General features: G+C 73.0%; 14 protein-coding genes and 2 tRNA genes. 5 read left to right on the top strand and 11 right to left on the bottom strand.

Going from position 1 to position 15,916, the window contains the following annotated elements; genetic code table 11:
* Positions 1–78: 78 nt before the first annotated feature.
* A complete protein-coding gene (locus ABIH81_RS12935; RefSeq protein WP_349880473.1) occupies positions 79–651 on the top strand; it encodes a DUF5709 domain-containing protein in 573 nt (190 codons plus the stop codon).
* Between the two features lie 4 nt (positions 652–655).
* Here the strand turns inward: ABIH81_RS12935 and ABIH81_RS12930 are convergent, their stop codons facing one another.
* Both ABIH81_RS12930 and ABIH81_RS12925 read right to left on the bottom strand, forming a co-directional pair.
* The gene (locus ABIH81_RS12930; protein ID WP_349881085.1) at positions 656–1,288 is read right to left on the bottom strand and encodes a response regulator transcription factor; all 633 of its coding nucleotides are present in this window, start codon (positions 1,286–1,288) and stop codon (positions 656–658) included.
* 11 nt (positions 1,289–1,299) lie between these two features.
* Positions 1,300–2,421, bottom strand: a complete 1,122-nt coding sequence (locus ABIH81_RS12925) for a DUF5931 domain-containing protein (protein WP_349880472.1) — start codon at positions 2,419–2,421, stop codon at positions 1,300–1,302.
* A gap of 115 nt (positions 2,422–2,536) precedes the next feature.
* On the opposite strand from ABIH81_RS12925, the gene ABIH81_RS12920 reads away from it, so the two are divergent.
* Complete coding sequence (locus tag ABIH81_RS12920; protein ID WP_349880471.1) at positions 2,537–3,004, top strand: ATP-binding protein; 468 nt, start codon at positions 2,537–2,539, stop codon at positions 3,002–3,004.
* A 9-nt stretch (positions 3,005–3,013) separates the two neighbouring features.
* On the opposite strand, the gene ABIH81_RS12915 is transcribed toward ABIH81_RS12920, so the two are convergent.
* Positions 3,014–3,952, bottom strand: a complete 939-nt coding sequence (locus ABIH81_RS12915) for a ribose-phosphate pyrophosphokinase (protein ID WP_349880470.1) — start codon at positions 3,950–3,952, stop codon at positions 3,014–3,016.
* 64 nt (positions 3,953–4,016) lie between these two features.
* Here ABIH81_RS12915 and glpK point away from each other — a divergent pair, with 64 nt between their 5' ends.
* Positions 4,017–5,501 carry a glycerol kinase GlpK gene (glpK, locus tag ABIH81_RS12910; protein ID WP_349880469.1) on the top strand — a complete coding sequence of 495 codons (1,485 nt, stop codon included), beginning with the start codon at positions 4,017–4,019 and terminating at the stop codon, positions 5,499–5,501.
* Positions 5,502–5,504: 3 nt separating this feature from the next.
* Here glpK and ABIH81_RS12905 read toward each other — a convergent pair whose 3' ends face one another.
* On the bottom strand, positions 5,505–6,338 hold the full coding sequence (locus ABIH81_RS12905; protein WP_349880468.1) for a phosphoribosylaminoimidazolesuccinocarboxamide synthase: 834 nt from the start codon (positions 6,336–6,338) through the stop codon (positions 5,505–5,507).
* Between the two features lie 119 nt (positions 6,339–6,457).
* Between ABIH81_RS12905 and ABIH81_RS12900 the strand changes: the two genes are divergently transcribed.
* Complete coding sequence (locus ABIH81_RS12900) at positions 6,458–7,783, top strand: extracellular solute-binding protein (protein WP_349880467.1); 1,326 nt, start codon at positions 6,458–6,460, stop codon at positions 7,781–7,783.
* 137 nt (positions 7,784–7,920) lie between these two features.
* On the opposite strand, the gene ABIH81_RS12895 is transcribed toward ABIH81_RS12900, so the two are convergent.
* From ABIH81_RS12895 to ABIH81_RS12865, 7 genes are all read right to left on the bottom strand, one after another.
* Positions 7,921–8,169 carry a hypothetical protein gene (locus ABIH81_RS12895; protein WP_349880466.1) on the bottom strand — a complete coding sequence of 83 codons (249 nt, stop codon included), beginning with the start codon at positions 8,167–8,169 and terminating at the stop codon, positions 7,921–7,923.
* 106 nt (positions 8,170–8,275) lie between these two features.
* A tRNA-Met gene (locus tag ABIH81_RS12890) sits at positions 8,276–8,349 on the bottom strand.
* Positions 8,350–8,485: 136 nt separating this feature from the next.
* Positions 8,486–8,559 (bottom strand) — tRNA-Met (locus ABIH81_RS12885).
* A gap of 50 nt (positions 8,560–8,609) precedes the next feature.
* Entirely contained in the window at positions 8,610–9,536 is a 927-nt protein-coding gene (locus ABIH81_RS12880) for a hypothetical protein (protein WP_349880465.1), read from the bottom strand.
* Complete coding sequence (locus ABIH81_RS12875; protein WP_349880464.1) at positions 9,526–10,035, bottom strand: SigE family RNA polymerase sigma factor; 510 nt, start codon at positions 10,033–10,035, stop codon at positions 9,526–9,528. The genes ABIH81_RS12880 and ABIH81_RS12875 overlap by 11 nt, the downstream gene beginning before the upstream one ends.
* A 149-nt stretch (positions 10,036–10,184) precedes the next feature.
* On the bottom strand, positions 10,185–13,172 hold the full coding sequence (locus ABIH81_RS12870; RefSeq protein ID WP_349880462.1) for a UPF0182 family protein: 2,988 nt from the start codon (positions 13,170–13,172) through the stop codon (positions 10,185–10,187).
* 127 nt (positions 13,173–13,299) lie between these two features.
* On the bottom strand, positions 13,300–14,313 hold the full coding sequence (locus ABIH81_RS12865) for a PDZ domain-containing protein (protein WP_349880461.1): 1,014 nt from the start codon (positions 14,311–14,313) through the stop codon (positions 13,300–13,302).
* 115 nt (positions 14,314–14,428) lie between these two features.
* Here ABIH81_RS12865 and ABIH81_RS12860 point away from each other — a divergent pair, with 115 nt between their 5' ends.
* Entirely contained in the window at positions 14,429–15,700 is a 1,272-nt protein-coding gene (locus ABIH81_RS12860; protein WP_091423230.1) for a zinc-dependent metalloprotease, read from the top strand.
* The last annotated feature ends 216 nt before the right edge of the window (positions 15,701–15,916 follow it).

Below are 15,916 nucleotides of genomic sequence, written 5' to 3'. Positions count from 1 at the left end.
CACCCTTTCGCCCCGTTGCTCCCGATCCACCCGGCCGGTCGCGGTTAGGGCGGGGAGCGCAGTGGGTAGTTCCCGAGCATGCGCGACGACGAGTACCCCACCCCCGTGTCCGATCCCGAGGCGCAGGGTCTGCCCGACACCGCCGACGACGACTCCACCGCCAACGACGACGTGCTGACCGGGCGCGAGGCGGACGGCCCCGAGCCGGCCCAGCTTCCCGGTGACCGCACGCCGGTCGCCGTGGACCAGTTCGGCACCACGGCGGAGGAGCAGCTCGACGGCGAGTCGCTGGACTACAAGCTCCAGCGCGAGCAGTACGAGCGCCCCGCGGACGATCCGCTCGCCGGCCCGGTCGACCCGGACATCGCCGCCGAGGCGGACAGCGAGGAGGCCGCCGCGCAGGCCCAGCTCGACGCCGACGTGATCGACCCGGGCCCGGTCTCGGACCCGAACTCCCCGGTGTCGGTGTACGACCACGGCCAGCTCGGCACCGTCGCCGACCACCAGGTGGGCCGGCTGGTCGAGCCGGACGAGGGCGCGCACACCGACCAGGAGACCGACAACGTCGCCTACGACGCCGGCGCCGCCGGTGGCGGGGCCAGCGCGGAGGAGCTGGCGGTGCACGAGACCCGGCCGCCGGACGCGCGCTGACCGCTCAGTCGTCCAGGCCCCGCTCGATGGCGTACCGGGTCAGCTCGACCCGGTTGTGCAACTGGAGCTTGCCCAGGGTGTTCTGCACGTGGTTCTGCACGGTCCGGTGGGACAGGCCCAGCCGGTCGGCGATCTGCTTGTAGGACAGCCCCTTGGCGACCAGGCGCAGCACCTCGGTCTCCCGCTCGGTGAGCCGGGGTGCGTCGTCGTGCGGCACGGGCGGCGCCGCGGCCAGCCGCCGGTACTCCCCCAGCACCAGCCCGGCCAGGCCGGGCGTGAACACCGGCTCACCGGCCGCCGTGCGGCGCACCGCGTCCAGGAACTCCGCCGGCGCGGCCGACTTGGTCAGGTAGCCGGTGGCGCCGGCCTTGACCGCGTCGAGCACGCCCTGCGGCTCGCCGCTGGCCGAGAGCATGAGCACCCGCACGTCGGGCAGCGCGGCGCGCAGCCCCCGGATCACCTCGACGCCGGAGATGTCCGGAAGCTGGAGGTCGAGCACGACCAGGTCGGGGCGGGCCGCGGCGGCCACCCGTACCGCCTGCCGCCCCTCCCCGCTGGTCGCCACCACCTGGTGACCGGCCTCGGTGAGGTCGCGGGCCACGCCCTCGCGCCACATCGGGTGGTCGTCGACCACCATCACCCGGATGCTCACCCGCGGCTCCTCGGCACGACCAGCTCGATCTCGGTGCCGGCGCCGGGCGCGGAGACGATCCGCACCTCGCCGCCCAGGTCGGCCACCCGGCCCCGGATGGACTGCGCCACCCCGAGCCGCCCCTGCGCGGCAGCCTCCGCCAGCCGCCCCTCCGGGATGCCCGGCCCCTCGTCGCGTACCGAGACGGTCACCGTCTCCTCCTCGTCCTCGATCAGCACCCAGGCCCGCCCGCCGGCGTGCCGGGCCACGTTGTCGAGCGCCGCGCCGACCGCCGCGCCCAGCTCACCGGCGGCCCGCGCCGGCAGCGGCACCGGTGTGGCGGGCGCGGACACCACGACGGTGGCCGAGGCGTACCTGTCGATCAGGTCGCGCAGGTCCTGCTCGTCACCCGCCGGGTCCGGCGGCGCGCCCGCCCGGCCGATCAGCGCCCGCAGCGCCGCCTCCTGCTCGCCGGCCAGCCGGGCCAGCTCGGCCGCCTCGCCGTCCAGGTCCGCGCCACGCCGCCGGACCAGGGCGAGCACCTGGAGCACCGAGTCGTGGATGTCGCGGGCCAGCCGCTCCCGTTCCCGGGTGGCCGCCTCCAGCTCCACCGCCCGCTGCAACCGTTCCTCCGCCTCCACCGCCAGCCGCGCCACGTGCCCGACCACCACGCCGGCCAGCAGCATCAGGATCGCCCCGGTCAGCGCGGACGGGCTGATCCGGTCCCGGGTGGCGAGGTCGGCGCCGCCGAGCACCAGCGCGGCCACCGCGCCGCGCCGCCGCCCGCCGGAGACCGCCCAGGCGAGCACCGGCCCGGCCAGCCAGGCGGCGGTCAGCATCGGCACACCGGCGGCGAGCGCCGCGCGGCCCACCACCCAGGGCGTGACCAGGATGATCGCGAGCACCACGCCGAGGTCGGCCAGGAGCAGCGGCCAGCGCCGCCCGGCCGGACGGCCGTAACCGGCCGCCGTCACGCCGCTCCACACCAGCATCGCCAGCAGGACACCGCCCGCGGCGACCGGGTGCGCGTAGCGGTCCGCGTCGCGCAGCACGACCAGTCCGACGTACGCGAGCGCGGCGAAGCGGAACACCGCTATCGATCGCCAGAAGGGGCCCTCGAGGCCGGCGGACGACGGCATGTGCGCCACCCTGTCACAGCCGGTCCCGGGCACCCCGGGCGGTGCGGCTAGAGAAACCCTGACGTACGGTGGAAATGCCGCGAAAGTCGTCGAGGAGCATCGTCGGGACGGGGTCATGACAGACGCAGAACTCCCCGCACCGCGTACGGTTGTGCCCATCGAACCTTCCCTGCTTCTCGCCACGGCCTTCGACCAGGCGCAGGTGACCGAGCTGCGGCACGCGGTCACCTCCTGCGCACACGAGTCGGGCCTGTCCGGCCAACGGCTGGACGACTTCGTACTGGCGGTCAACGAGCTGATCACCAACGCGGTCCGGCACGGCGGCGGGCAGGGCTGGCTGCGGCTCTGGGAGCGGGACGGCGAACTGGTCTGCGAGGTCGCCGACCACGGGCCCGGGATCAGCGAACGGCGGCTGCGCGACCGCGACCGGCCCGCGCCGGACACCGCCGGTGGCTGGGGCCTCTGGCTGGCCCGGGAGCTGAGCGACGCGATGGAGGTGGAGACCGGCGACGCCGGCACCGTCGTCCGGATCACCGCCGCGCTCGCCACCCGCCAGCCCGCCGCCGGCCCGCTGGACGGCTGACCCGCCCCGTCAGGCGAACAGGGCGCTCACCGACTCCCCGTTGTGGATCCGCCGCATCGCCTCGGCCAGGGCCGGCGCCACCGACAGCACCTCCAGCTTCGGCACCCGCTTCTCCGCCGGGATCGGCACCGTGTTGGTGCAGACGATCTCCAGGACGCCCTCCTGTGCGCTCAGCCGCTCCAGCGCCCCGCTGGAGAACAGGCCGTGCGTACAGGCCAGCCGGATCGAGCGGACCCGCCGTTCGCGCAGGTGGGAGATCAGCTCGATCACGGTGCTGCCCTTGGCGATCTCGTCGTCCAGCACGATCACGTCCCGGTCCGTCACGTCGCCGATGATCGTGCTGATCTGCACCCGGTCGTCGCTGTAGCGCTGCTTCGCGCCGGCCGCCACCGGCGTGCCCAGCATCCGGGCGAACGCGGCGGCCTCCTTGGCGTTGCCCAGGTCCGGCGAGACCACCACCGCGTTGCTCAGGTCGTACCCCTTGAAGTGGGTGGCCAGCTCGCGCAGCGCGTGCAGGTGGTCCACCGGGACGCTGAAGAAGCCGTGCACCTGCGGCGAGTGCAGCGTCATGGCCAGCACCCGGTGCGCGCCGGCGGAGGTGAGCAGGTCGGCGACGAGCCGGCCGCCGATGGAGATACGCGGCGCGTCCTTCTTGTCCGACCGGGCGTACGCGTAGTGCGGCAGCACCACGGTGATCCGCGCGGCCGACGCGCCCCGGGCCGCGTCGATCATGAGCAGCAGCTCGACCAGGTGCTCCTGCACCGGCGGCACCAGCGGCTGGATGAGGAAGACGTCGCGCTCCCGGCAGTTCGCCTGCAACTGCACCTCCAGGCAGTCGTTGGCGAACCGGGACACCCGCACCGGGTGCAGCGGGACGTGGAGGTGGGCGCAGATCTCGGCGGCGAGGTCGGGATGGGCCGACCCGCTGAACACGGCAATGTCACGCACGTCTGATGATCGTACGGGCCGCCGGAGGGAGACGGTGGACGCTCGCGGCGGGTACGGTGCTGCCGTGACCGCAGAGCTCGTCGCCGCCATCGACCAGGGCACCACGTCCTCGCGCTGCATCGTCTTCGACCGGGCCGGTGAGATCGTCGCCGTGGCCCAGCGCGAGCACCGGCAGGTCTTCCCCCGCCCCGGCTGGGTCGAGCACGACGCCGAGGAGATCTGGACGAACGTCGAGCACGTGGTGCGCGAGGCGCTGGCGAGCGCCGACATCGGCACCGAGATGCTCGCCGCGGTGGGCATCACCAACCAGCGCGAGACCACTGTGGTGTGGGACCGGGAGACCGGCCGCCCGGTGGCGAACGCGATCGTCTGGCAGGACACCCGCACCGGCCCGCTGCTGCGCGAACTGACCGGGACGTACGACGAGGAACGGCTGCGGACCCGCACCGGCCTGACCCCGGCCACCTACTTCGCCGGCCCGAAGCTGCGCTGGCTGCTGGACCACGTCGACGGGCTGCGCGAGCGCGCCGAGCGCGGCGAGGTGCTGTTCGGCACCATGGACAGCTGGCTGATCTGGAAGCTGACCGGCCGGCACGTCACCGACGTGACGAACGCCAGCCGCACCATGCTGATGGACCTGGAGACACTCGACTGGGCCCCGGAGCTGCTCGACGCGCTGCGGATCCCGGCCGCCGTGCTGCCCGAGATCCGCAGCTCGGCCGAGGTGTACGGCACCGCCCAGGGGGTGCTGGCCGGAGTGCCGGTGGCGAGCGCGCTCGGCGACCAGCAGGCGGCGCTGTTCGGGCAGACCTGCTTCCAGCCCGGCGAGGCCAAGTGCACCTACGGCACCGGCAGCTTCCTGCTGCTCAACACCGGCGCCAGCCCGGTGCCGTCGCGGCACGGCCTGCTCACCACCGTGGCGTACCGAATCGAGGGCCAGCCCGCCGTGTACGCGCTGGAGGGCGCCATCGCGGTCACCGGCTCGCTGGTGCAGTGGCTGCGCGACAACCTCGGCCTGATCTCCACCGCCCCGGAGGTCGAGGAGCTGGCCCGCACCGTCGACGACAACGGCGGCTGCTACGTGGTGCCGGCCTTCTCCGGCCTGTTCGCCCCGCACTGGCGCAACGACGCGCGGGGCGTGATCGCCGGGCTGACCGGCTACATCACCAAGGGGCACCTGGCGCGCGCGGTGCTGGAGGCGTCCGCGTTCCAGACCCGGGAGGTGGTGGACGCGATGAACGCCGACTCCGACGTGGCGCTGCGCCGGCTGCGGGTCGACGGCGGGATGACCGGCAACGAGCTGCTCATGCAGTTCCTCGCCGACGTGCTGGACGTGCCGGTCGTGCGGTCCCGGATCACCGAGACGACGTGCCTCGGCGCCGCGTACGCCGCCGGCCTGGCCGTCGGGTTCTGGCCCGACCTGGCCACGCTGCGCGAGAAGTGGCGCTCGGACGCGCAGTGGGAGTCGACGATGGACCCGGCGCACCGGGAGCGCGAGCTGCGCCAGTGGCACAAGGCCGTCCGGCGCACGCTCGACTGGGTCGACTGAGCGTCACTCCCAGCGGTTGCCGGTCAGCTGCTCGTACACCTCGACGTAGCGGGCCCGGGTCGCCTCGATCACCTCGGCCGGCACCTCCGGCGCGGGCGGCTGCTTGTCCCAGCCGCTCGACGTGGCCCAGTCCCGCACGTACTGCTTGTCGTAGGAGAACTGGGAGCGGCCCGGCTGGTACGACTCGGCCGGCCAGAACCGGGACGAGTCGGAGGTGAGCACCTCGTCGCCGAGGACCAGCGTGCCGTCCGCCGCCCAGCCCAGCTCCAGCTTCGTGTCCGCGATCAGGATGCCCCGCTCGGCGGCGATCTCCGCGCCGCGCCGGTAGACGTCGACGGTGATCTGCCGCAGCCGCTCGGCGACCTCCGGCCCGACCTTGTCCACCACCTGCTCGTACGTGATCGGCTCGTCGTGCTCGCCCTTGGGCGCCTTGGTCGACGGCGTGAAGATCGGCTCGGGCAGGATCGACGCCTCGACCAGGCCGCGGGGCAGCGGCACCCCGGAGACCGAGCCGGTGCGCTGGTATTCCGCGAAGCCGCCGCCGGTCAGGTAGCCCCGGGCCACGCACTCGACCGGCACCATGTCCAGCCGCCGGCAGCGGATCGCCCGGCCGGCGAACTCCGCCGGTACGTCCGTCGCGGAGATCACATGGTTCGGCACCAGGTCGGACAGCTGCTCGAACCACCACAGCGACAGCGCGGTGAGCAGGCGGCCCTTGTCCGGGATCGGGGTCGGAAGCACCACGTCGTAGATGGAGACGCGGTCCGTGGCGACCAGGATCAGGTCCTCGCCGTCGGCGTAGACGTCCCGGACCTTGCCGGAGTGCAGAAGTTCCACGGCGCTAGTACACCATGACCGGCGCGGATCGCCGGGCGCGCCCACCGGCCCCCGCCCGGCGTTGACACCCGGCCGGGGGCCGGTGAAATGATCCGTCCACCCCACCTTCGGAGAGACCCGTGCGCGCTCCGCAGTCCGTACCCCGTCCCGGGCTCGACCGGCGACGGTTCCTCGGCGCGCTCACCGGGCTGCCGCTCGCCGCCGGCGCGCTGCCGCTGCTCACCGGGTGCAGCCCGGAGGAGGTGGCCGCCGACGACGGCCCGATCGAGCTGTCCGTGTTCTGGTGGGGCGGCGCCCGCCGGGCCGCGGCCACCGAACAGGCGCTGCGGCTGTACTCGCAGCAGAACCCCCGGGTCAGCTTCCGGGTCACCTGGCAGGGGCTGGGCGGCTACTACGACCGGATCGCCACCCAGGCCACCGGCGGGAACGCGCCGGACCTGTTCCAGATCGACGACACCCTGCTCGCCGAGTACGCCGGCCGGGACATCCTGCTCGACCTCACCCGGTACGTCGCCGACGAGCGGCTCGACCTGCGCGAGGTGCCGGAGCAGCTGGCCCGCTACGGCCGGGTGGACGAGCGCACGGTGGGCGTGCCGGCCGCGCAGACGAGCGCGGCGCTGGTGTTCAACCGCAGGCTGCTGCGCCGGCTGGGCCAGCCCGAGCCGCGTACCGGGATGTCCTGGAAGGAGTACGTGACCTGGGCCGCCCGCGTCACGCGCGCCTCCGGCAACCGGGTGGCGGGCACCATGGACGCCTCCGGCGACTACCGGGCGTTCTGGCTCTGGCTGCGCGGCCAGGGCAGCGAGCTGTACCAGGGGCGGCAGCTCGGCTTCAGCTCCGCCGAGCTGCTCGCCTGGTTCGAGTTCTGGGAGGTGGCGCGCTTCGACCGGGCCACACCGAGCGCCGCGCTGGTCGAGCAGGCCGACAGCGGCGAGCTGGCCCGCCAGCTCGTGGTCACCGGGCACACCGCGGCCTCCTTCGCCTGGTCGCACCAGCTGCCCGAGCTGCAGAGCCTGACCGACGACGAGCTGGGCGCGGTCGCCTTTCCGGGCACGCCCGCCGCGCAGTGGCCACGCGCGTCGATGTACTGGGCCGGTTTCCGGGGCACCCGCCACCCGGAGACGGTGGTGGACGTGCTCGACTTCCTGACCACGAACGTGGCCGCCGGCCGGCTCCTCGGCGTCGAGCGCGGCCTGAACCCCAGCAAGCAGGTGCGATCGTTCGTGGCGGCGGAGGTGACCGGCCGGGCCGAGAAGCGCATCGCCGCGCTCGGCGCCGAGCTGGACGACCTGGCCGGCCCGTCGCCCGCGCCGCCGCCCAAGGGGCATGCCGCGGTGCGCACGCTGCTGATCGACGCGGCCGAGAGCATCCGCGGCAAGCGGGCCGGCGCCCGCACCGCCACCTCCCGCTTCATGGCCCAGGCGAACGCCGCCCTGGCCGCCTGACCGCCTCACGCCCCCGCCCACCCAGCCCTCGCCCCGGCGATCATGAGGTTAGCGGCGACAAATCGGACGCGCCGCACGGCCAACTTCATGATCACCGCGGCCGGAGGGCGGGTGCGCGGGATGCCCGGGTGAGGGGGTCAGCGCGGGGGGCGGTTGCGGCGGTTGCGGGTGAGCAGCACCACCAGCAGCACGATGCCGCCGACCACCACGAGGCAGCAGAGCAGGCCGAGGAACCCGAACCCGCCCCGGGAGCGCCGGCGCGCCGCCTCCACCACGATCTCGCCGGTGCCGGTCGACGCCCAGGCCGCGACCGGCACGAAGACCGAGAGCACGACCGTACCGAGGACCGCGCCCAGGCGGCCCCACCACTTGTTCCATGCAGACATGCCCCCATCCTCGCCGAGACCCGCAACCGGGGCACGGCGGACGGGAAGGATGTCGCCGGACACGATGAAGGGCCCCGGAGAGAACTCCGGGGCCCTTCATCACGAGTAGCGGGGACAGGATTTGAACCTGCGACCTCTGGGTTATGAGCCCAGCGAGCTACCGAGCTGCTCCACCCCGCGTCGGCTTCTACAGCTTATCGCACCCCGATCCGGGAGATCAGCCGGGTACCCGATCCCGCCGCCGACCCTTCCCGGGGCGCCTCGGGCGGGAACGGCGAAGGGCCCCGGAGAGAACTCCGGGGCCCTTCGTCACGAGTAGCGGGGACAGGATTTGAACCTGCGACCTCTGGGTTATGAGCCCAGCGAGCTACCGAGCTGCTCCACCCCGCGTCGGCTCGACAACCGTAGCGCACCGACCCGGGGAGGCGCAAAACGGGTACTCAGTCCAGCCACCGCCGGATCGCCTCGACCGCCCGGCGGCTGTCCGCGTCGAACTGGGCGCGCTGGGTAGAGGTGCTCTCCCAGCCCTGTTCCCACAGCACCGTCACCACGTCGCCGGAGCGCACCGCACGCACCAGGTGCACCTCGTCGCCGCCGCTCGGATCGCCGTTGGCGTCCCGGTACGGCGTCCGCGTCTCGAACAGCACCGACTCGTCGCCGTACCCGGTGTCGGGCAGCAGACGCTGCCGCACCGTCACCGGCGGCGCGCCCCGGGCGGGCTGCTCGGGGCAGGCCCGGACCGCCGCGCGCAGCTCGGCCAGCGCCTCGCCGGCGCCGCCGGACCGGTAGATCGTGATGCTGTGCCGGTAGTTGCCGGACGGCACCTCGTCCGCCGGCGCCCCGGCCCGGCGGTACGGCAGCGACCGGGCCCGCTGCGCCACCACCCGCTCGTCGCCGGGTGTCGCGCCGCACAGCACCGGCAGCACCGGTCCCGGGCCGAAGTAGTTACCGGTACCGGCGTCGTTCGCGGCGGGCAGCACGAAGAACGCCCGGTCCGGGATCGTGGTCGGGGTGGCAGCGGCCGGAGGCGTGGTGGTCACGACCGGGCTGCGCGAGCCGGGGGTACGGCCGATGGTCGGCGACGGCGTGGTGGGCGACGGCGCGACCGAGGGCGTGGCGGCCGACGGCCGCGGGGTGGGCGTACCCGCGGGGGGTGGAACCGGGCCGGGGCCCGGCCCGGCGGCGAGCACCAGCTGGCTTCCGGCCACCGTGCCCGCGACCAGCCCGGCGGCGGCCAGGACGGTGATCGCGGCGCGGCGCCGGGCCCAGCGGTCGGCGCTGCGGCGCAGCCGGTCCGGCGCCGGCAGCACCCGCTCGTCGGTGTCGGCCGCGAGGGACCGGTAGTAGCGGTGCAGTTCACGCGACATCGTTGACCTCCAGCTCCTCGGCGGCGACGCCGGGCAACAGCTCGGCCAGCCGGGCCCGTCCCCGGGACAACCAGGACTTCACCGTGCCGGTGGGCACGCCGGCCTCCCGGGCGATCTCCTCCACGGGCAGGTCGAACAGGTAGTGCAGGGCGAGCGCCTGCCGGTGCCGGGGCGGGAGCTGCCGCAGCGCCGCGACCAGCAGCACGGTGTCCTCACCCGGCGGCCCGACGTCGGGTGGCGGGCCGGTGCGGCTGGCCGCGAGGCACCATCCGCGCAGCCGCCGGAACCGGTCGGTCGCCAGCCGGCTGATCACCAGCCGCAGCCACGCCTCCGGGGCGGGATGGCCGGCGAGCTTCGCCCACTGCCGCCAGGCGCGGGCGTACGCCTCCTGCACGAGATCCTGGGCCTCGGCCGGGTCGCCCGCCACCGCGTAGCCGTACCGGACGGCCCGCCCCGACGTGCTGCGGTAGAAGTCGTCGAAACTGTCCGCGTCACGCATGTGCCCTCCCGCCCCCACACGTTCACCTGCACTGTTGACGGCGCGGCGGGGTGCGGGGTTGCGGCCGGGAAGTCGGCTTGGCGACAGGAGCCCGTGGTCCGGGTGACCGTTGCGGTCCCGGACCACGGGCTCGTGGTGTCAGCTCGGCGTCAGCCGCTCGGTGTCGGAGCGGGCGACGTCGGCGCCGGTGGCGAGACGCTGCCCGACGGCGCCGGGTTGCCCGAGCCGCCGGCCGCGGCCTGGGCCTGCTGGAACGCGCTCATCGCCTCGTCCAGCGCCTTCAGCGCACGCCCGTACCGCTCGAAGTCGCCGGACGTCTGCGCGGCCTTGACCTCGGCGATCGCGGTCTGCACCCGGGCGGCCGCCTGGGCCAGCTCCCCGCTCATCGGCGGCGGCGTGGCGTTGTTGCCGCCCCCGGCCGGCGGCGGCGGGTTGTCGTCGGTGCTGGGCGGCGGGTTGTTGTTCGGCGCCCGCTTGCCCTGCTCGACGAGCTGCTTGATGCCGTCGTCGAGGTTGTTGGCGAGCACCACGTACGAGCCGCCGTCACCGTAGGAGAGCAGCACCTTCTGCAACAGCGGGTACGCGTCGGTGCTGCTGCTCTTCACGTACACCGGCTCGACGTAGAGCATGCCGTCGGCGAACGGCAGCGAGAGCAGGTTGCCGTACTGCACCTGCGCCTGGTTGGACGAGAGCAGATTGAGCTGCTGCCGGATGTCGCCGTTGTTCGTCATCTGCTGGTGCACCTGCGTCGGCCCGGAGATCCGGGTCTGGTCCGGCAGTTCCAGCACCTCCAGCTTCGGCTGCCCGTCGACGTACGACCCGGAGACCAGCGCGGCGAGGTTCTGCCGCCCGTTCGGGGTGACCGCGGAGGTCAGCTGGAAGCGCGGTGCGTCCTGCCCGGGGAACTGGGTGAACAGGTAGTACGGGGGCTGCCTCTGATCGCTGTCCGGCGCGTCCGGCACGTTCGGCACCTGCCAGAAGTCCTGGCCGGAGTAGAAGTCGCCGGGGTCGGTGACGTGGAACTTGGTCAGCAGGTTGCGCTGCACCTTGAACAGGTCGGCCGGGTAGCGGAAGTGCTCGGCCAGCTCGGCCGGGATGTCGCCCTTGGGCAGCACCAGGTCGCCGCCGAACGCCTTGTTCCACGCCTTGAGCACCGGGTCGGTGTCGTCGTACGAGTAGAGCTTGACCGTGCCGTCGTACGCGTCGACAGTCGCCTTCACCGAGTTGCGGATGTAGTTGACGTTCTCCCGGGCGAGCTGGAACGTGCCCCGGCCGGTCAGCTCGTCGGCGGTCTCGGCCTGGAGGTTGACCCGCTCGGCGTACGGGTAGGTCGCCGCCGTGGTGTAGCCGTCGATGATCCACAGGACGCGCCCGTCGACCACCGCCGGGTACGGGTCGCCGTCGAGCGTGAGGAACGGCGCGACCTTCTCCACCCGGTCGCGCGGGTTACGCACGTACAGCAGCTTCGAGTTCTCGTTGACCGCCTCGGAGAGCAGGAAGTTCGACTCCTGCTCCTTGATCGCGTAGAGCAGCCGGCGCGGGAACGAGCCGATCTTGACGCCGCCCTCGCCGGTGTAGGTGTAGTACTGCTCACCGCCGGTGGAGGTGGGCCGGTCGAACTCGACGTTGCGGTCGCCGGTCTGCCCGACGATCGCGTAGTCGGCCGGCTCCATCCGCTCGCCGTAGTAGATCCGCGGCTGCTGGGCCGGGATCTCCTCGGTCGGCGCGGAGCACGCCTCCTGGGCCTTGTCGCCGAGGAAGCCGGAGACGAAGTACGGCTGGCCGCCGCAGACCACCTGGTTCGCCGGGGCGGCCACCAGTCCGTACCCGTGGGTGTAGACGGTGTGCCGGTTGATCCAGTTGCTCTGCTGGTCGGTCAGCTCGCCGTAGTTGATCTCACGGACGCCGACCACGTAGTCGGAGGTCTTGTCCTTGACCGAGTACCTGTCGATGTCCAGCTTCGAGCCGAAGTCGTAGAAGCCGCGGACCTGCTGGAGCTGCGTGTACGTCTCGGAGACGAGCTGCGGATCGAGCAGCCGGACGTTCGACACCACGGAGGTGTCGGTGGCCAGGCTGGCGGGTGGAACGAGGTTGCTGGCCGCGTACGGTGTGGTCTTCGTGCCGTCGAGACCGAACGCGGACCTGGTGGCCTTGATGCTGCGTTCGATGTACGGCGCCTCCTTGTCCCGGGCGCTCGGCTTGACCTCGAACGTCTGCACGGCCCACGGGTAGATGCCGCCGATCGCCACCGCGGAGACGCCCAGCAGGGCGAGCGAGATGCCCGGCCAGACCAGGTTCCGCATGACCGCGTTGGAGAACACGATGATCGCCAGCGCCACCAGGACGGAGATCCAGGCGAGGATCTCCTTCGCCGGGAGCAGCGCGTTCACGTCGGCGTAGCCGGCGCCGTAGAGCTTGGCGCCCTCGTTGTACTCCAGCAGCATGGCCCGCCGGTCGAGCACGTAGGCGACGGCCTTGAGCAGCACGAACACGGCGACCAGCGTGCTGAGGTGGGCGCGGGCGGCGTTCGTCATCCGGTCGCCGATGCCCTGGAGGCGCACGCCGCCGAAGATGTAGTGCACGGCGAGCGCGCCGAGCAGCGACAGCACCACAGCGGTGAAGCCGACGCCGAGCACGTAGCGCCAGAACGGGAGCTGGAAGACGTAGAAGCCGACGTCGACGCCGAACTCCGGATCCTTCACGCCGAAGTCGCCGCCGTTGCGGAACAGCAGCCACTGGCCCCAGCGGCTCTGCCCGGAGAGGCCGGCGAACAGCCCGACGACGGCGGCGGCGAGCGCGATCCAGGTGCCGAGCCGCGGGCTCAGCAGCATCCGGTAGCGCTCCAGGGTGGCCTGCTCGGCCGAGTGCGGACGCATCTTGGGCCGCAGCCGGTGGGCCAGCCAGAGGTTGCCGCCGACGAGCAGCGCCATGCCGGCGCCGACCACCAGGAACAGCAGCAGGCGGGTGGCGAGCACGCCGGTGAAGACCTGGGTGTAGCGGACCTCGTCGAACCAGAGCCAGTCGGTCCAGGCGTTGACCCCCCACCCGAGGAGGGTGAACAAGATGAACACCCCGATCAGGACACCGATGGTGACGCGTCCGCGCCGGCTCATCCTCGGTAAGGGACTGCTACGCATGACCACTGTTGGCTCCGCACGCTCGATGTGATCGGCTCCGACCAGGCACCAAGAGTACGGGGTGTTCCTGAGCACGTCGGGTCAAGGTCACGTCACGATCCGCCCGGTTTCCGCCGCCCGGCCCGCCTCAGCAGCGCGTCGGCTGCCCTCCGGCGCGCAGCGTCTCGAGTGCCTTCAATGCCTCATCCAGCGTGGCGACCTTCAGCAGCGGCAGGCCCGGCTGCGGGTTGCGGACCGCCTCGGCGCAGTTGTCGGCGGGCACCAGGAACGCCTTCGCGCCCGCGTCCTTGGCGCCGACCAGCTTCTGCGCGATGCCACCGATCGGGCCGACCCGGCCCTCGTCGTCGATGGTGCCGGTGCCAGCGATGATCTTCCCGCCGGTGAGGTCGGCCGGCTCCAGCTTGTCGATGATGCCGAGCGAGAACATCAGCCCGGCGCTCGGCCCGCCGATGTCACCCAGGTCGATCTTCAGGGTGAACGGGTGCGGCTGCTGCTGGTCGATCTCCACGCCGATCCGCGGCCGCCCGTCCTGCTCACGGCTGGTCACAGTGGCCGTTCCCGGGGTGTCGCCCCGGGTGTAGCCGATCTTCAGCGCGGTGCCCGCCGGTTTCGCCCGGACCAGCTCGGTGAGCTTGGCCGCGCTCGTCACCGGCACCCCGTCGACCGAGGTGACCACGTCGTCGGGCCGCAGCACGTCGACCGACGGTCCGCCCGGCGTGACCGCCTTGACCCGCACCTTGATCGGGTAGCCCAGCTCCCGCAGCGCCGCCGTCTCGGCGCTGGTCTGCGAGTTCTGGAAGTCCTCCGCGTTGCGCTTCTCGACCTCCTCCTGCGACTCCCCCGGCGGGTAGACCAGCTCCCGCGGCACCACCGCCTCGTCCGAGGAGAACCAGCCGGCCAGCGCCGACCGCAGCCGCACGGTCGGCTGCACACCGACAGTGGTGAGCCGGAGCTGACCGGCGGAGGTGGACGTCGCGCGGCCGGTCACCTGGATGACCTCCTTGCCGTCCGCACTGCCCAGCGTGTTCACCGTCGGACCGGGGCCGAGCACCACGTACGGCAGCGGCACGCTCAGCACGCCGACGCTGAGCAGGGCGGTGAGCAGGGCACCGAGCAGGACGGTCACGCCGCGACGTCTCATGGGCCAGAGCGTACCGATCCGTCCCCGGCCGTCCGGCGCGGTGACCGGCGGACTTCGCCCTCAGCGCAACGCCGAGTGGCACGACCTGCGGCGGGGCCCGCGTACCGTAGAGGTCGTGCCTGATATTCCGTTCGGCTTCGCGCTCCCGGGTGGTCAACCACCAGACCCCAACGATCCCGCGGCGATGCAGCAGTTCATGTCGCAGTTGCAGCACCTGCTCTCGGCGCCGGGCAGCGGGCCGGTCAACTGGGACCTCGCCCGGCAGGTAGCCGCCAGCCAGCTCGCCGCCGCCGGCGACCCGGCGGTGTCGCCGTTCGAACGCAACGCGGTCGAGGAGGCGCTGCGCATCGCCGACCTCTGGCTGGAGCCGGCGACCTCGTGGCCCTCCGGCATCCGCACCTCGGTCGCCTGGAACCGCAACGAGTGGATCTTCAAGACGCTCGACGTGTGGCGCAAGCTGTGCGACCCGGTGGCCAGCCGGATGGTCGGCGCGATGGGCGACCTGGTGCCGCCGGAGGCCCGCGCCCAGCTCGGCCCGATGCAGTCGATGGTCGCCACGCTCGGCGGCGCCCTCTTCGGCGGCCAGCTCGGCCAGGCGCTCGGCTCGCTCGCCGCCGAGGTGCTCTCCGCCGGTGACATCGGCCTGCCGCTCGGCCCGGCCGGCACCGCCGCGCTCGTCCCCGCCAACATCAAGGTGTACGGCGAGGGCCTGGAGCTCCCCGAGGACGAGGTACGCCTCTACGTGGCCCTGCGCGAGGCCGCCCACCAGCGGCTGTTCCAGCACGTGCCGTGGCTGCGCGGGCACGTGCTGACCGCGGTGGAGAACTACGCCGCGGGCATCCGGGTCAACCGGGAGGCGATCGAGGAGGCGATGGGCCGGGTCGACCCGACCGACCCGGAGTCGATGCAGGCGATCGCGCTGGAGGGCATCTTCACGCCGGAGGACACGCCCGCGCAGAAGGCGTCGCTGGCCCGGCTGGAGACCGTACTCGCCCTGGTCGAGGGCTGGGTCTGCCACGTCGTCGACAGTGCCGCCGGTGACCGGCTGCCCAACGTCGTACGCCTCGGCGAGGCGTTCCGCCGCCGCCGCGCCGCCGGCGGCCCGGCCGAGCAGACGTTCGCCGCGCTCGTCGGCCTCGAACTGCGACCCCGCCGCCTGCGCGAGGCGACGGTGCTGTGGGCGGCGCTGACCGAGCACCGCGGCATCGCCGGCCGGGACGCGGTCTGGGGCCACCCGGACCTGCTGCCCTCCGACGACGACTTCGCCGCACCGGAGGCGTTCGCCACGACCAGCACCGATCTCGACGACGAGCTGGCGAACTTCGACTTCTCCGCCCCCGGCGCCCCGGAGGAGAAGTCCCCCGGCGAGGACGACGACAAGCGCTGACACGTACGCGACGGGCCCGCACGGATCACCGTGCGGGCCCGTCCCCGTCCCACCCGCCCCGCCCCGCCCCGCCCCGCCCCGCCCCGCCCCGCCCCGTCGATCTTGGAGTTGTGGCGCCCAGCATGTCCTGAATGCGGCGTCTGCCAGGCGCCACAACTCCAAGATCGCAGAGGTTTCGGGGCGGCGCGGACGGGAGTTCCTCGTCCGGCTTGTTGC

It is taken from the genome of Micromonospora sp. HUAS YX12, from assembly GCF_040215685.1.
GTDB lineage: Bacteria > Actinomycetota > Actinomycetes > Mycobacteriales > Micromonosporaceae > Micromonospora > Micromonospora tulbaghiae.
Note: the sequence above shows the minus strand (reverse complement) of the source record. Positions and strands in the feature narration are given on the sequence as shown.

Excerpts from the sequence above, each read along its gene's own strand:
- ABIH81_RS12935 (WP_349880473.1), top strand. The coding sequence starts at position 79 with ATGCGCGACGACGAGTACCCCACCCCCGTGTCCGATCCCGAGGCGCAG.
- ABIH81_RS12930 (WP_349881085.1), bottom strand. The coding sequence starts at position 1,288 with ATGGTGGTCGACGACCACCCGATGTGGCGCGAGGGCGTGGCCCGCGAC.
- ABIH81_RS12925 (WP_349880472.1), bottom strand. The coding sequence starts at position 2,421 with ATGCCGTCGTCCGCCGGCCTCGAGGGCCCCTTCTGGCGATCGATAGCG.
- ABIH81_RS12920 (WP_349880471.1), top strand. The coding sequence starts at position 2,537 with ATGACAGACGCAGAACTCCCCGCACCGCGTACGGTTGTGCCCATCGAA.
- ABIH81_RS12895 (WP_349880466.1), bottom strand. The coding sequence starts at position 8,169 with ATGTCTGCATGGAACAAGTGGTGGGGCCGCCTGGGCGCGGTCCTCGGT.
- ABIH81_RS12880 (WP_349880465.1), bottom strand. The coding sequence starts at position 9,536 with ATGTCGCGTGAACTGCACCGCTACTACCGGTCCCTCGCGGCCGACACC.
- ABIH81_RS12875 (WP_349880464.1), bottom strand. The coding sequence starts at position 10,035 with ATGCGTGACGCGGACAGTTTCGACGACTTCTACCGCAGCACGTCGGGG.
- ABIH81_RS12870 (WP_349880462.1), bottom strand. The coding sequence starts at position 13,172 with ATGCGTAGCAGTCCCTTACCGAGGATGAGCCGGCGCGGACGCGTCACC.
- ABIH81_RS12865 (WP_349880461.1), bottom strand. The coding sequence starts at position 14,313 with ATGAGACGTCGCGGCGTGACCGTCCTGCTCGGTGCCCTGCTCACCGCC.